This window comes from Glaesserella australis (assembly GCF_003260095.1).
Classification (GTDB): Bacteria; Pseudomonadota; Gammaproteobacteria; order Enterobacterales; family Pasteurellaceae; genus Glaesserella; species Glaesserella australis.
In genome coordinates this window covers 154,159-169,196 of sequence record NZ_PTPX01000017.1, presented here as the reverse complement: position 1 = coordinate 169,196, position 15,038 = coordinate 154,159, and the positions used below count along the sequence as shown (strand labels likewise).

At 39.9% G+C, this 15,038-nt stretch carries 14 protein-coding genes and 1 riboswitch; of the genes, 2 read left to right on the top strand and 12 right to left on the bottom strand.

Features of this window, described 5'->3' with window-relative positions; translation table 11 throughout:
- Positions 1–84: 84 nt before the first annotated feature.
- The 4 genes from C5N92_RS09100 to C5N92_RS09085 form a co-directional block, all read right to left on the bottom strand.
- Entirely contained in the window at positions 85–1,674 is a 1,590-nt protein-coding gene (locus C5N92_RS09100; protein WP_111750536.1) for an ABC transporter substrate-binding protein, read from the bottom strand.
- A gap of 231 nt (positions 1,675–1,905) precedes the next feature.
- Positions 1,906–2,373 carry a ribonuclease HI gene (gene rnhA / locus C5N92_RS09095; protein ID WP_111750535.1) on the bottom strand — a complete coding sequence of 156 codons (468 nt, stop codon included), beginning with the start codon at positions 2,371–2,373 and terminating at the stop codon, positions 1,906–1,908.
- 78 nt (positions 2,374–2,451) lie between these two features.
- On the bottom strand, positions 2,452–3,288 hold the full coding sequence (purU, locus tag C5N92_RS09090) for a formyltetrahydrofolate deformylase (protein ID WP_111750534.1): 837 nt from the start codon (positions 3,286–3,288) through the stop codon (positions 2,452–2,454).
- A gap of 173 nt (positions 3,289–3,461) precedes the next feature.
- Positions 3,462–3,872, bottom strand: coding sequence for an H-NS family histone-like protein (locus C5N92_RS09085; protein ID WP_111750533.1), 411 nt, complete (start codon positions 3,870–3,872; stop codon positions 3,462–3,464).
- Between the two features lie 223 nt (positions 3,873–4,095).
- A riboswitch (Lysine riboswitch) is annotated at positions 4,096–4,265 on the top strand.
- A gap of 128 nt (positions 4,266–4,393) precedes the next feature.
- Here C5N92_RS09085 and C5N92_RS09080 point away from each other — a divergent pair.
- Positions 4,394–5,941 (top strand): Na+/H+ antiporter NhaC family protein, encoded by a 1,548-nt coding sequence (locus C5N92_RS09080; protein WP_111750532.1) that lies wholly within the window; start codon positions 4,394–4,396, stop codon positions 5,939–5,941.
- 74 nt (positions 5,942–6,015) lie between these two features.
- On the opposite strand, the gene C5N92_RS09075 is transcribed toward C5N92_RS09080, so the two are convergent.
- Both C5N92_RS09075 and C5N92_RS09070 read right to left on the bottom strand, forming a co-directional pair.
- Positions 6,016–6,648: a SanA/YdcF family protein gene (locus C5N92_RS09075; RefSeq protein ID WP_111750552.1), complete on the bottom strand. Its 633-nt coding sequence runs from the start codon at positions 6,646–6,648 to the stop codon at positions 6,016–6,018.
- Positions 6,649–6,720: 72 nt separating this feature from the next.
- Positions 6,721–7,617 (bottom strand): DMT family transporter, encoded by an 897-nt coding sequence (locus tag C5N92_RS09070; protein ID WP_111750531.1) that lies wholly within the window; start codon positions 7,615–7,617, stop codon positions 6,721–6,723.
- Between the two features lie 244 nt (positions 7,618–7,861).
- On the opposite strand from C5N92_RS09070, the gene metX reads away from it, so the two are divergent.
- A complete protein-coding gene (gene metX / locus C5N92_RS09065) occupies positions 7,862–8,935 on the top strand; it encodes a homoserine O-acetyltransferase MetX (RefSeq protein ID WP_111750530.1) in 1,074 nt (357 codons plus the stop codon).
- 21 nt (positions 8,936–8,956) lie between these two features.
- On the opposite strand, the gene recO is transcribed toward metX, so the two are convergent.
- The 6 genes from recO to C5N92_RS09035 all read right to left on the bottom strand — a co-directional run bounded on the left by recO (position 8,957) and on the right by C5N92_RS09035 (position 14,989).
- Entirely contained in the window at positions 8,957–9,673 is a 717-nt protein-coding gene (recO, locus tag C5N92_RS09060) for a DNA repair protein RecO (RefSeq protein ID WP_111750529.1), read from the bottom strand.
- The gene (gene era, locus C5N92_RS09055; protein ID WP_005711218.1) at positions 9,673–10,575 is read right to left on the bottom strand and encodes a GTPase Era; all 903 of its coding nucleotides are present in this window, start codon (positions 10,573–10,575) and stop codon (positions 9,673–9,675) included. Before era ends, recO begins: the two co-directional genes overlap by 1 nt.
- A 106-nt stretch (positions 10,576–10,681) precedes the next feature.
- Positions 10,682–11,353, bottom strand: a complete 672-nt coding sequence (rnc, locus tag C5N92_RS09050; protein WP_111750528.1) for a ribonuclease III — start codon at positions 11,351–11,353, stop codon at positions 10,682–10,684.
- A gap of 87 nt (positions 11,354–11,440) precedes the next feature.
- A complete protein-coding gene (gene lepB / locus C5N92_RS09045) occupies positions 11,441–12,403 on the bottom strand; it encodes a signal peptidase I (RefSeq protein WP_111750527.1) in 963 nt (320 codons plus the stop codon).
- Between the two features lie 75 nt (positions 12,404–12,478).
- A complete protein-coding gene (gene lepA, locus C5N92_RS09040) occupies positions 12,479–14,272 on the bottom strand; it encodes a translation elongation factor 4 (protein WP_111750551.1) in 1,794 nt (597 codons plus the stop codon).
- A gap of 339 nt (positions 14,273–14,611) precedes the next feature.
- Positions 14,612–14,989, bottom strand: coding sequence for a hypothetical protein (locus tag C5N92_RS09035; protein WP_165827753.1), 378 nt, complete (start codon positions 14,987–14,989; stop codon positions 14,612–14,614).
- Positions 14,990–15,038: the final 49 nt, after the last annotated feature.

The window sequence follows — 15,038 nt, the reverse complement described above, 5'->3', positions numbered from 1 at the left end:
AAATTTTTAAGCTTATCTCACCGCTTGTAAACATTTCCAAAGGAAGACCTCTATTCCCCTTTAAGAGAAGGGGAATATTTTAAATTATTTACGTCCAACGCCGATGAATGAAAGACCTGTTGTTGGAATTGGTTGGAATCCATCTAATGATTTATCATTCCAAGCCGTTGGTAATTTACGGTGCACAATTGGATAGAGCGGCACGTTTGCTGCAATAATGTTGATCGCTTTTTCCCATGCTGCTTTAGCGTCAGCAGGTTCTTTTGCTTTAATTGCAGTATCAAGTAACTCTTGTAATTGTGCATACTCAGGTGTGTCAGACCAACCGAAACGTTTTTTCGGCCATACATCGCCACGGTACCACCAGCTTAATAAGAGATCTAAGTCATTACTGAATACTGATGGGTCACCCGGTGCCATCACGACTTCATATAAGCCTTTATCTACATGGCCACCATACAATGCACCTGATTGTAAGTGTTGTAGGCTCACTTTCACGCCTGGGATCTTATTCCAAGATTCAAGCACTAATGGCGCACACTCTTTCACCCAAGAATGGTCTGTTGAAAGTAATTGGAATTCTAATTTATCAATACCCGCTTCTTTCAATAATGCTGCTGCTTTTGCAGGATCATAATCATATTGCGTTGATGCTTTTACATAATCAGGGTGGGTATCTTGTACATAAGAAGTTGCCGCTTTCGCATTGCCAAGGAATACCACATCGATAAGTTTTTGAGTATCCAAGCCATAGTGTAATGCTTGACGTACTTTTGGATTATCAAACGGCGCTTTCTTACAGTTAAACATTAAGAACAATAAACCAAATGATTGAACAGATTCCACGCTACCTTTACGTTTTAAGCGTTCTGCATCTAAGTATGGTACGCTTTCCATCGCTTGAGTACGACCTGATTCTTGTGCTGTAACACGAGCAGCGTCATCATTGAGTAAGAACCAGCTCATTTTCTCAACACGCGCTGGATATGGACCGTTGTAAGCATCATAAGCTTCAAACACAATACGGTCATCTTTCACTGCAGAAACAAATTTATATGGGCCTGAACCGACTGGGTTTGCATCGAAAGTGGTTTGTCCAACTGATTCTACAACATGTTTTGGTACAATTTTGACGATACCTAAACGAAGTTTGAAGATAGAGAATGGATATTTAAGTTTAAACTCAACCACTTTCTCATCAACAGCTTTGACTGATTCAATAAATGGAATGAATTGTGCAAAGAGAGACGCTTTTGCAGGATCTAAAACGCGTTCATAAGAATAGACTACGTCTGCGGTTGTTACTGGTTTACCATCGTGGAAAGTTGCCCCATCACGAAGGGTGACACGCCAAGTGACTTCATCAATTTGCTCTGGCTCTTTTGCAGCAAGTGCAAGATATGGTTGACGTGTCGCTGGATGTAAATCTACTAAACCTTCAAAGAAGTGCATGTTTGCAGCAAATGATGATGCACCACTTGATGTTGCAGGGTCAAAACCTGTTGATAATGGATAAGCAATACCTGCTTCAATCGTAGAACCTTTTGCTGGTGCTGCATATGCTTTAGAAGCAAATGAGCCGATAGAACCAGAAAATGCAAGTCCAGCCCCTACGCCTGCAACTAACTTCATAAAGCCACGGCGAGATTCATTGTGTTCAAAATGTTTAGTCATATAAGACTCCTTGGTTAGTGTCGTTTGTATAGTATGGTTGTGTGTACTACAACACACTTTAAACAACCACAGAACTTCGCATTTAACCTTATTTTTGAAGTGTTTTAATCAAAAATAAAACTAAAAATGGATTAAAAACATCATAACACTAACAGGAGTGATGTCAACATATAGTCAAGATAAGTATTTACATTTGTGATCTATGTCACGAAATAAGCGGAAGAAGATACATTAAGAATTCGGCTGATAGCCCGTATCTTCTAAAGAAGGACTGGCTGCACCAGATTTAGCTAATTGGTCACAAAGTTCGTTCTCTCTATGACCAGAATGCCCTTTAACCCATTGCCATTCCACTTGGTGACGAGCAATCGCTTTATCTAAGGCAATCCACAAATCCTGATTTTTCACAGGTGTATTATTGCTCGTTTTCCAATGATTTTTTTTCCAGTTAAAAATCCATTGTTGAATGCCATTTTTCATATATTGACTATCGCTATGTAAAGAAACACGACAAGGCTCTTTTAAGGTATTTAGCGCTTCAACAACGGCACGTAACTCCATACGATTATTCGTCGTTAGATTGTAACCTTTTGAGATCTGTTTTTCACGTCCTTGGTAGCGCAACAAAATACCGATTCCCCCAGGACCTGGATTTCCCAAACAAGAACCATCGGTAAATATTTCAACAAATTTCATCATAAATTATAAACAAAAGGGCAATAATGCCCTTATTTTTGATTGACAAGCGGCAAGATTTAGCACATTTTTTGTAAAATCTTACATTACAATCGTTTTATTTTGATAAACAAATACACGATCTGCAAGTACTAATTCTAATGCACGGCTCAATACCGTTTTTTCTACATCTCGCCCTGCTCTCATCATTGCATCTGCCGTATAAGTATGATCGATGTTGATCACATTTTGCATAATAATCGGGCCTTGATCTAGCTCATTATTAATAAAATGTGCCGTTGCACCAATAATTTTAACACCACGTTCATACGCCTGTTGGTATGGTTTTGCACCAATAAACGCAGGTAAGAATGAATGGTGAATATTCACCACACGATTTGGATAACGCTCCACAAACTCAGGATTTAGCACTCGCATATATTTTGCAAGGACAATATAATCTGGTGCATAGTGATCGATTTGCTCGGCGAGTAACTTATCATGCTCTACACGGGTTAAACCTTCATGGCTAACCAAATGGAAAGGAACATCAAAACGTTCTGCCAAACTACGCAGTGTATCGTGATTACCAATCACAGCAGCAATTTCAACATTTAAACCACCATAATAGGTTTTCATTAAGATATCTCCTAAACAATGCGCTTCTTTTGTTACTAAAATCACAATACGCTTTTGTTTTTGGGTAATCAATTTATAACTAGAGCCTTCAGGTAAGGTAAATTGTAAATCCGCTAATAGTGTTTGGTCGTTAAAAATCCCCTGCAATTCGGTACGCATAAAAAAGCGCCCTGTATTACTGTCTACAAATTCACTATTTTTGATAATATTTAGTTGATGCTTATAGCAAATATTTGTAATTTTTGCGACTAACCCTGTTGCATCGGGACATTCTGTTAAAAGAGTTTTATTTTCGATCATATAATTATATTTTACCTATCAATAAAATTATTAAAATCAATGATATAATTATTTCAGTTTAACTTTATGTATACCTTTATATAAAGTAATTAATCTCTATTAAAGCGAAAAAATCTAATAAAACATAAAATAAAACCCACAATAAATGTGGGTTTTACTTTATATGGTTTTAATTAAATTTCAAAATCAGATAATGATTTACCCGCATCTAGAGCTTGTTGAATTTCACGCGGTGTTCTACCTTGCCCTGTCCAAGTTTTCTCATTACCGTTTACATCAATAAATTTATATTTCGCTGGGCGTGGAGCTCTTGGTTCACGTTTTTTACGCTCTACGCTCTCCCCCGCAAGCAGTAGCACAAGTTCTTCAGCAGAAATACCATCTTGATTTAATAATTCACGATACTTATTTAAGCTTTCTAAACGTTTTGCGTTTTCTGCTTCTTGAGCTTCAATCTCAGCGCGTTTCTCTTCGATCACAATAGCAATTTTCTCTGCGATCGATTCTAATTGTTCTAAAGACGCTTCACGAGCAACCACACGTAAACTACGAATATTTGATAAAGATTTTAATAAATCTGACATTTTATTCTCCTAAAGTTATTTTAATAATTCATTTACTCTTCAATTTTACTGAAACTACTTTATCATATCCTAATATATTTTTCTGGTAAATATAAAAAACTAAATTTCAGAAAAAATATGAAGAGATCGGAGTTCAAATGAATAAATCATCTTCATTTCTGTAGCGAAATTTTCTCTCCCCTATTGGCAACTGCTATATCTTCAGGTAATCTAGTGAAGTCCTACAAATTGTAGAGGTGCGACTGCAATAAGTATTCTTTTAGAGTGGAAAACGATGAAAAAAGAAGAAAGGTGTAGCCGCCGAAATCAATTAAGCGTCATCTTAATTGGTTGGTATCGTTATCGAAAGGAACGATACTGTCATAGCTTAGGCTATGGAGTGCTACTGTTAGGCTGGGTTTTTTTAGTTCACCATTCCCTTCCTTAAAATATTTATACTCATTACTAAGTGTAAGTGTATTCAGTAGATCTCTTTCTTTGTTTGGCAAATTTTATTAATTAAAAACAATCTTAGAGGTTTTATGAATCTAGTTGATTATTCAAGTTCTATATGGTCGATAGTACCAGCGCTCTTAGCGCTAGTGCTTTCTATTGTTACTCGTCGAGTATTAGTGTCTTTAAGTATTGGTATTATTGTCGGTGCGTTAATGCTCACTGGCGGAAATCCGATTGACGCATTTTTGCATTTAAAGAAAAACGTTGTTTCACTCATTTATGGTGAAGAAGGCTTAAATTCTAACAATGTGAATATTATTCTCTTCTTGCTTTTACTTGGTGTATTAACAGCATTATTAAGTATTTCAGGTAGTAACCAAGCATTCGCAAATTGGGCACAACAACGTATTAAGGGCAAGCGTGGCGCAAAATTAATGGCTGCTGCATTAGTTTTTGTGACTTTCATTGATGACTACTTCCATAGTCTTGCCGTAGGCGCAATCGCTCGACCTGTGACAGACAAATTCAAAGTCTCTCGTGCAAAATTAGCCTATATTCTTGACTCTACAGCTGCGCCTATGTGTGTATTGATGCCAATTTCAAGTTGGGGCGCTTATATCATTACTCTTATTGCAGGTTTACTGACTACTTATAGCATCACACAGTACACCCCATTAGGTGCATTTATGGCAATGAGTGCAATGAACTTCTATGCTATTTTCTCAATGATCTTGGTTTTTGCTGCAGCTTATTTCTCAATCAACCTTGGTTCTATGACTCGCTTCGAACAACAGGCTGAACAAACTGCACAGGTAAATACCGAACAGCAAATTGCAGAAACAAAAGAGACAGGTAATGTAATGAACTTAATTTTACCTATCATCACATTAATCTTCGCAACACTCGCAATGATGATGTATACAGGTAATCAGGTTCTCGCAGAAAATGGCAAACCATTTGATATTTTAGGCGCTTTTGAAAATACGACTGTAGGAATTTCATTAGTTATCGGTAGCTTAAGTTCACTTGCTGTTGCAACCTTATTGATTATGTTTGGTCGTAAAGTAAGTTTAGGGGACTATATTAAATCCTATGCTATTGGAGCAAGATCGATGCAAGGTGCCATCACTATCTTATTCTTTGCATGGACAATCAATGGTATCGTGAGTGATATGCAAACAGGTAAATACTTATCAACTCTCGTTGCTGGTAATATTGATCCTGCATTTTTACCTGCTATCTTATTTATTTTAGGTGCAGCAATGGCATTCTCAACGGGAACAAGCTGGGGTACTTTTGGTATTATGTTACCGATTGCAGCAGCAATGGCTGCAAATGCAGAACCTGCATTATTGTTACCTTGCTTATCTGCAGTCATGGCTGGTGCGGTTTGTGGTGACCACTGTTCACCAATTTCGGATACAACGATCTTGTCATCTACTGGCGCACAATGTAATCACATGGACCACGTGACATCGCAATTGCCTTATGCCGTAACCGTTGCTACAGCATCTGCAGTAGGCTACTTAGTGCTTGGCTTTACTCAATCAGCATTGCTTTCATTTACAGTAACAGCCGCTGTACTTGTTGCATTAGTCTTTATTTTTAAAGCGAAACAAACACAAACTGCTTAAATAAACATAACAACAAGCGGTCATTATTTGCAAAAAATTTGCACTTAATGACCGCTTATTTTTATAAATCAATTTTATGGGGCAGTAATTTGTGAAGGCTCTAATGTTGAAGCATCTGCGCCTAAAAGTAGCCTAATCGCCATCGCTGTTCTAGCAAAAAATTCCCTGATTCTCACTTTATAATGTCCATCAGGATATTGGGCTGCAAAACAAATTGCATCAATATTCTTAAATCTTGCTACTAATAATGCTCTCTCACAATGAAACTGTTGAGAAACAATAATAAATTGGTTTAAACGAAAGACTTTATCTGCCCGAATAATTGAATCCAACGTAGAATAGCCTGCATAATCTTGTTTAATATTTTGCAGTGGAATCCCCATTCTACGCAAATCTGTTGTCATCATTTTAGGCTCATTATAATACGCTGTTTTATTATCTCCGCTCATCAATAAATAATGAGCTTTATTGTGTAAAAATAGAGACTTAGCTGCTTCTAAACGATATTTATAATAAAGATTTGGTTGCCCTGATAAATAAAATTTTGCCGTACCAAGCACTACGGCATACTCTCGTTTGGGTAATTTTTCAATATCGGTATAAATTTGATCTCGAACTAAATAACCTGTTCCAAAATCAATCGCGAGCATAAACAGAAACAAAACAGCACAGAGCTTCAAAAGTGGTTTTACAAGACGTCGCAACATCTTTGAGCATTTTTTTAAAAAATGCTCCTTTCCTTGAGTTTGTTGTGATACTTGTAAATGTTCCATACATACCTAATCTGTTTTTGTCGTTTGCTTTGTTTCTGCGTGCGTAATATACATTGTCGCCCCAATGATAATTGCCGCCCCTAACCAAAGTTTACCCGGCGGCACCCAGTTAAAGACAAGCCAACCTGCTAAAACGTTCAATGGTAATTTAATAAAATCAAACGGTTGAATATAAGACGCATCGGCTAAATTATAGGCTTTGGCAACCGCAAGCTGTGCTAATGCGGTTAAAAAGCCCAATAAAATTAAAAAGCCAAAGTCACTAAACGAAGGCAAACTAAAACCTTCAGGGCTTAAATTCGTCAATGCAATCAATAAGTTAAATGGCGTAATTAAAATAAAGAGATAAGCCACCATGGTCGTTGGTGAATCATCACTGGATAATTTTTTCACCATCAATGAATAGCACGCCCAGAAGAACGCAGCTGCAACAGGTAACAATACGATCCAATCAAAATTTTCTGCCCAAGGTTCTAAAATAATCATCGCCCCGATAAAACCTAAGAAAGTGGCAACCCAACGTTTCGCATCCACTTTCTCTTTTAAGAAAAGCCCTGAGCCGATAGTCACAAATAGCGGCGAAGTCATTAACAAAGCAATTCCTTGCCAAATCGGAATAGGGTGAGCCAATGCCATTGTCCAACATTGAATCCCGATTGCCGAAAGAAAGACTCGAAAACAGTGTTGCCCAAAATGTTTCGTTTTTAATGACTGAAAAAAGCCCATATTCGCCATGCTTGGCATTAAAAACACAAAGGCAACTAAATATTGCACTAGCGCAATCACACTCGCATCAATATTTGAAACGGAAGTTAATTTTGGGATCAGCGTATTCACACAAGCAAATAGAAAGCCTGCGGTAATAATGGCTATTGCTCCCTTAACGGGTTGATGGTTTGACATAGAAATCCAAATAAAGAAATCAAATGGCGATAAGCATAGCCGAGACAAGAGAAATTGCAAGAATATTCCCTGTTTCTCGAATGGAATTTGAAAAATTTTATGCAAATCTGACCGCTTGTTTTAGCCGTTTAAAAATCTAGACGTTTAGATGTCTAAAATTTCTTGACGAAATCCTTTGCTCTCCGTAAACTTGCTTCTATTCATAGCAAGCGGTTGCTTTTTACCGTTTTTTGTAAGGATTTCTATGGCACAGCAGATTACTCTTTTTGATGATATTCCCCTTGAGCTTGTTCTTGGTGGAACCCTTTCGCCTGTCAATGTCGCTTACCAAACTTACGGTACATTGAATGCGGAAAAAAGTAATGCCGTGCTGTTGTGTCACGCCTTAACGGGCGATGCGGAGCCTTATTACGCACCGCCTGCGGATAAAGGCTGGTGGCAAGATTTTATCGGCTCAGGGCTAGCGTTTGATACGGATAAATACTTTTTTATCTGCTCGAATGTGTTAGGCGGTTGTAAAGGCACAACAGGTCCTGCCTCGATTAATCCAAGTACAAATAAACCTTATGGCAGCCAGTTCCCCGTCATTACGGTACAAGATATTGTGAAAGTACAGAAAGCCTTAATTGATAAGCTCGGCATTACACAACTACAAGCGGTGGTCGGTGGCTCTTTTGGTGGAATGCAAGCGACTCAGTGGGCAGTAGATTATCCTGAACGGGTGAGAAATGTGGTCAATCTCTGTTCTTCTTTAACCTTTAGTGCTGAAGCGATTGGCTTTAACCACGTGATGCGACAAGCAATCATCAATGATCCCCACTTCAACAATGGCGACTATTATGACAGCACACCGCCAGACAACGGTTTAAAAATCGCCCGAATGCTCGGTATGCTTACCTACCGTACCGATGTTCAACTCGCCAAAGCCTTTGGGCGTGAAGTAAAACAGACTGGTTCTATTTGGGGCGATCATTTCCAAGTGGAATCTTACTTGAGCTATCAAGGGGTGAAATTTTTAGACCGTTTTGATGCTAATAGCTATTTACGCTTATTAAGAGCCTTAGATCTCTACGATCCAGCACTCACCTACGCTAGCGAACAAGAAGCACTGGCTCGAATTAAAGCAAACTACACCCTAGTTGGTGTAACAAGCGATCAGCTCTTCAAACAAATTGACCTACACAAAAGCAAACAACGACTCGAAAATGCAGGCGTTAATGTCGATTTCTACGAATTTCACTCCGACTTTGGACACGATGCCTTTTTGGTCGATTACCCGTTCTTTGAAGAGATGATTAAGAAAGGGATTGCGAAATAACCAATCCGAGAAGTAAATAATTTACTTCAGCCTATTCGGCAAAATTGTTTGAAACAGCTCTCGGCTTTTGAGCGGTGCAGAACCTAAATAAGGCTTGAGGGCAATGCGAGTAAAACGTTTTGCTGCCTGTTGTGTCTCTTTATCGGAAAAATCCAGTGCATCAAAAGCTAACAGATCTTTGCCAAGAAAACTGTGGTTGTTCTGTAAAAGGGAAGCAATAAAGCCTTCATTTTCACGGAATTGATAGAGCATTTGCGGATCGACAGGCTTGCCTGTGGCGGCACATTCGCAGAAATTCACGCCGTAGCCGAGTGCTTTTAAGGTTTGAAACTCAAAGGTGCGTAAAATCGGTTCGATTTCATTCGGCTGGCTAGCAAGTTTGGTGACACAATGGAGATAATGCTGAAATAATTCTGGGTAAGCGGTATGATTTTCCAAAACTCTTGCAAGCACTTCATTCACATAAAAACCGCTATACAAGGCAAGGGTTTGCATCGGTAAGGTGAGCGATGCTGCTTCGACTTTGGTTAAGGTTTTCAAATCGCCCTTACCACTCCAACGTAGCAACAAGGGCGTAAAAGGTTGTAGCAATGATTTTAACGGCGAACGAGATCGTCTTGCCCCTTTGGCAAGTAAGGTGATCCGCCCGTGATGTTCTGTGAAAAAATCAACAAGCAGACTGCTTTCGCTGTACTCTCTGCGATGTAGTACAAAGCCACGTTGCCATTGTTCGATCATTATTCGTCAATATAACCCAAACTTCTCAACGCACGTTCATCATCTGCCCAACCTGCTTTGACTTTCACCCATAATTCAAGATGAACTTTGTTGTCAAATAAACGCTCCATATCCGCACGGGCTTCGGTGCCGATCACTTTGATCTTCTGACCTTTATTACCGATCACCATTTTTTTCTGCCCTTCACGTTCCACCAAAATCAAGCCGTTAATTTCGTAAGTACCACGTTCATTGGTTTTGAACTGCTCGATTTCTACCGTTACAGAATAAGGCAACTCCTCCCCCATAAAACGCATTAATTTTTCACGGATAATTTCCGATGCCATAAAGCGTTGCGAACGGTCTGTGACATAATCTTCAGGGTAATGGTGAATGCCTTCTTTGAGCGACTCACGCACAAATTTCTCTAAAATATGCACATTTTTGCCACGTTGAGCCGAAATCGGAATGATCTCTTTAAACGGGAATTTCTGCGATAAAGCGGTAAGATGTGGCAATAATTCTTCTTTTTCCTTGATGTTATCCACTTTGTTGATCGCCAAAATCACAGGGGCTTTGGTCGAACGCAGTTTGTTCAACACCATTTCATCATCGTCCGTCCATTTCGTGCCTTCCACCACAAAAATCACCATATCCACATCACCAATCGCACTGGCTGCGGCACGGTTCATCAAGCGGTTAATCGCACGTTTTTCTTCAATATGTAGCCCTGGTGTGTCCACATAAATCTCTTGATACGCCCCTTCGGTTTTAATCCCTAAAATACGGTGACGAGTGGTTTGTGCCTTGCGTGACGTTATCGAAATTTTCTGTCCTAGAATTTTATTTAGTAGCGTTGATTTCCCTACGTTCGGGCGACCAACAATGGCAATAAAGCCACAATAGGTTTTTTGATCTGTCATTTTTTGTTCTCTTTAAAAAGAAATTTGTAGGGTGGGTCTTGACCCACCAATAAAATCAAGATATTGCGTTAAAATGGTGGGTCAAGACCCACCCTACATTATGATGTTATTTTATCCCCAACACCCCAATCACTTTTAACGCCGCATCTTGCTCTGCTTTGCGGCGGCTGGTACCTTTGCCGATAAAAATCTCGTCAATTTTTTCTACTTTACAACTCACGGTAAAGGTTTGGTTATGGGCTTCGCCTTTAATATCTGTTACTTCATAAGTTGGGAGCGGTAATTTCCGACCTTGTAAATACTCTTGTAAGCGAGTTTTCGGGTCTTTTTGAGCTTCGCCGGGTTGCATTCCGTTAAGCAGTTCTTGATACCAATGGTGAACTCGTTCCATTGCTTTATCAATGCCTGCATCTAAATAAACAGCGGCAATAATCGCTTCCACACAATCAGATAAAATCGATTCACGGCGATAGCCACCACTTTTCAACTCCCCTGCCCCCAATTTCATATATTCACCCAGTTCAAACTGACGAGCAACAATCGCAAGGGTCTGCTCTTTGACAAGGGCGGCACGCATACGGCTTAATTCGCCTTCGTTTGCTTTGGGAAATTTTTCATAGAGAGCTTTGCCAATGGCAAAATTGAGAATCGAATCGCCTAAAAATTCAAGGCGTTCGTTATTTTTAGAGGCTGCACTGCGATGAGTGAGCGCTTGGCTGAGGTAATCAAGGTTAGCAAATTGATAACCTAATTTTCTTTGTAATCGTTCTAGTTGCATAAATTTAGACGTTGTAGGGGCGGACCGATGTGTCCGCCCATTTATATTCAATTTTACGGGCGGACACATCGGTCCGCCCCTACATATTTATTTGATTGATGTAAACATTCTCTCAAAACGTAATCCACTTGGGAATTCGTTCGGCTTTTTATCAAGACTTAACCAAATAACGCTTGCTTTACCGACCATATTTTTTTCAGGCACAAATCCCCAAAAGCGACTGTCTTCGCTATTATCACGGTTATCGCCCATTACAAAATAGTGTCCTTCAGGCACTACCCATTCACCCGCAGGAATACCGTCTTGTTTGAAGAAATACGGCTCATAATTAAAGGCTTGCGGATTGTTCAGAATTTGGTGAGTCACATCGCCAATTTCGGTACGTTCAACCTGCATTTCGCCGTGATAGAAGAAGTCAGGGTTTGGTGTTCCACCTTCATATTTAAACACCATTTCTTTGCCCGAATCACCGTGAATTACCGTTAAATTGCGAGTATGGAAATCATATTTCACACGGTCGCCACCCACGCCCACAACACGTTTGATGTAATCCACGTGTGGCTGTTTTGGGGCTTTAAACACAGCAATATCGCCACGCTCTGGTTTGCCGACTGGAATTAAGGTATTTTGCCAAATCGGATCTTTAATACCGTAACCAAACTTATTCACGAGCAAGAAATCGCCTACGCGTAATGTTGGCTCCATCGAACCGCTTGGGATTTGGAACGGCTCAAAAATAAACGAGCGTAAAATAGTAACAAGAGCCAATACACCAAACAGTGAAGCAAAAAAATCACCGACAAGGGAACGTGGCTGAATGGCTGCTTTTTCTTCCGCTGTCAGCGGTTTGCCTAAGCGTTTTTCTTCACGCTCAATCGCACGCAAGCGGCGTGGTTCGGCACTAAATTTGTAAAACGACCAAAAGCCACCGCAGATGATCACTAAGCCGACTAACACGATTGAAATGGTGTTTGGCAGCTGCATTGAGTCTAACACTTTCCAAACGCCGTAGAGTACGGTGATAAAGCCAATAGTTAAGATATTGCTCATTTATTCTCCTTAAATATAACTTCGCTCCCCCCGCTTGCGGGGGGAGCTGCCGAAGGCTGAGGGGGGAATGTGGTATTAATCCTTCCCAACGTGCAAAATCGCTAAAAACGCTTCTTGTGGGACTTCCACGTTACCGAGCGATTTCATTCGTTTTTTACCTTCTTTCTGTTTCTGCAACAGTTTTTTCTTACGGCTCACATCACCGCCATAACATTTTGCCAACACGTTTTTACGCAACTGTTTGACCGTTGAACGAGCGATAATGTGGTTTCCGATTGCCGCTTGAATAGCAATGTCGAACTGCTGACGTGGAATTAACTCTTTCATTTTTTCCACTAACTCACGACCACGATAAGGGGCATTTGCCTTATGTACAATCAATGCCAACGCATCAACACGTTCACCGTTGATCATAATATCCACACGCACCATATCTGCTGCTTGGAAACGTTTGAAACCATAATCTAATGACGCATAGCCACGAGAAGTTGATTTCAAGCGGTCGAAGAAGTCAAGCACTACTTCACCCATTGGGATTTCATAAGTTAACGCCACTTGATTGCCGTGATACACCATATTAGTTTGCACACCACGTTTTTCAACGCATAGGGTGATCACGTTGCCCAAAAACTCTTGTGGTAACAACATATTACATTCCGCAATCGGCTCACGGATTTCTGAAATGTTATTAATTGCTGGCAGTTTTGACGGACTATCAACGTAAATCGTTTCACCATTAGTTTGTTCAACTTCATAGACTACCGTTGGGGCTGTAGTGATCAGGTCTAAATCATACTCACGCTCCAAACGCTCTTGGATAATTTCCATATGCAACAAGCCTAAGAAGCCACAACGGAAACCGAAACCTAACGCCGTTGAATTTTCAGGCTCATAAAATAAGGATGCATCGTTTAGGCTCAATTTGGCTAAGGCATCACGGAACGCTTCATAATCATCAGAGCTAATCGGGAATAAACCTGCATAAACCTGCGGTTTGACCTTTTTAAAGCCTGGCAACACATCGCTTGCTGGATTGTGATGATGCGTTAAAGTATCGCCTACTGGTGCACCTAAAATATCTTTAATCGCACAAACCACCCAACCTACTTCACCTGTTTTTAGCTCGGTAGTATCTACTTGTTTTGGCGTAAAAATACCGAGACGATCTACGTTATAAGATTGCCCTGTACTCATCACCTTGATTTTGTCGCCTTTTTTCAGTACGCCATTTTTCACACGCACAAGGGAAACCACGCCCAAATAGTTATCGAACCACGAGTCGATAATTAATGCTTGCAAAGGTGCTTCAGGATCGCCCTCAGGGGCAGGAATTTTCGCCACGATCTCTTCTAAAACAAGGTCGATCCCCACGCCTGTTTTTGCCGAACAACGCACCGCTTCCATTGCATCAATGCCGACAATATCTTCAATTTCTTCGGCAACACGTTCAGGATCTGCCGCTGGCAAGTCGATTTTGTTTAAAATCGGCACTACTTCCAAATCCATTTCGATAGCGGTGTAACAGTTCGCTAAGGTTTGAGCTTCCACGCCCTGCCCTGCGTCCACCACCAACAACGCCCCTTCGCACGCCGCAAGGGAGCGAGACACTTCATAGGAAAAGTCCACGTGTCCTGGCGTATCGATAAAGTTTAATTGATAGGTTTGACCATCTTTAGCTTGATAATTTAAAGTTACGCTTTGTGCTTTAATGGTAATACCACGCTCACGCTCTAAATCCATTGAGTCCAATACCTGAGCTTCCATTTCACGATCCGACAAACCACCACAGGTTTGGATCAAGCGGTCAGATAAGGTGGATTTACCATGGTCAATGTGAGCAATAATAGAAAAGTTACGAATATTCTGCATTTTCATAAGGGCAGTAAATGTCCTATTTTAATTGTGATTGATAAAAGAAAAATAATCGGCGGATTTTACCTGAAAATTGTGCCAAAGGGAAAAGAAAGCGGTGAGATTTCGGGGGAAATTTGCAAATTTATAGAAGAAACAGACCGCTTGTAGAAAGAAACTTGATGCATTTTCCATAAATTAAGCAGTAATGTAAAAATGCTGTTTACTTATTATATAGTTTTAATGTTTCATCTATTAAAGTAAGTAGGAGAGAAATTGACACTAAAACGATAAAATGCAAGCGGTCACTTTTTGCTGAATTTTTCAGGGAAGTGACCGCTTGTTCAAAGAGTTAAATTAGTACCAATCCTTTTCTGTCACTGCCGTAGAAACATTTGTAACCATATTGGTGCTTGTGTCAATTCTTACTCGAAGATGTTTCACATTTTTCTTCTCTTTAATTGGCTCAACTAGCTTTCCTGAACCGAAAACAATCGCTAATGGTAAGGTGATAGGCAACATTACTGTCGGTGTATAGTTCATATGTTTATCATAAGATTCATAGAACCAAAGCTCGTTTAAATTACCTTCTAGCGTTATTTTGGTTGGTTCACCCATTAATTCACGAACTTGATTTTTCGTAGTTTTATTGGCGATAATTTTGCTTTCTATTGAGGTTAATGTTTGCTCGCGTAGTTTGGTACTACCTTCGTGATTTACTGTACAAGCCGTCATTGTTAATACAAGTGTTAAGCAAAGAAGCGTTTTTTTCATTTGTAGATCC

What these genes read in the sequence shown, in the direction of transcription:
- C5N92_RS09100 (WP_111750536.1), bottom strand. Translation starts at nt 1,674, where the DNA reads ATGACTAAACATTTTGAACACAATGAATCTCGCCGTGGCTTTATGAAG.
- rnhA (WP_111750535.1), bottom strand. Translation starts at nt 2,373, where the DNA reads ATGATGAAATTTGTTGAAATATTTACCGATGGTTCTTGTTTGGGAAAT.
- purU (WP_111750534.1), bottom strand. Translation starts at nt 3,288, where the DNA reads ATGATCGAAAATAAAACTCTTTTAACAGAATGTCCCGATGCAACAGGG.
- C5N92_RS09085 (WP_111750533.1), bottom strand. Translation starts at nt 3,872, where the DNA reads ATGTCAGATTTATTAAAATCTTTATCAAATATTCGTAGTTTACGTGTG.
- C5N92_RS09080 (WP_111750532.1), top strand. Translation starts at nt 4,394, where the DNA reads ATGAATCTAGTTGATTATTCAAGTTCTATATGGTCGATAGTACCAGCG.
- C5N92_RS09075 (WP_111750552.1), bottom strand. Translation starts at nt 6,648, where the DNA reads ATGTTGCGACGTCTTGTAAAACCACTTTTGAAGCTCTGTGCTGTTTTG.
- C5N92_RS09070 (WP_111750531.1), bottom strand. Translation starts at nt 7,617, where the DNA reads ATGTCAAACCATCAACCCGTTAAGGGAGCAATAGCCATTATTACCGCA.
- metX (WP_111750530.1), top strand. Translation starts at nt 7,862, where the DNA reads ATGGCACAGCAGATTACTCTTTTTGATGATATTCCCCTTGAGCTTGTT.
- recO (WP_111750529.1), bottom strand. Translation starts at nt 9,673, where the DNA reads ATGATCGAACAATGGCAACGTGGCTTTGTACTACATCGCAGAGAGTAC.
- era (WP_005711218.1), bottom strand. Translation starts at nt 10,575, where the DNA reads ATGACAGATCAAAAAACCTATTGTGGCTTTATTGCCATTGTTGGTCGC.
- rnc (WP_111750528.1), bottom strand. Translation starts at nt 11,353, where the DNA reads ATGCAACTAGAACGATTACAAAGAAAATTAGGTTATCAATTTGCTAAC.
- lepB (WP_111750527.1), bottom strand. Translation starts at nt 12,403, where the DNA reads ATGAGCAATATCTTAACTATTGGCTTTATCACCGTACTCTACGGCGTT.
- lepA (WP_111750551.1), bottom strand. Translation starts at nt 14,272, where the DNA reads ATGCAGAATATTCGTAACTTTTCTATTATTGCTCACATTGACCATGGT.
- C5N92_RS09035 (WP_165827753.1), bottom strand. Translation starts at nt 14,989, where the DNA reads ATGACGGCTTGTACAGTAAATCACGAAGGTAGTACCAAACTACGCGAG.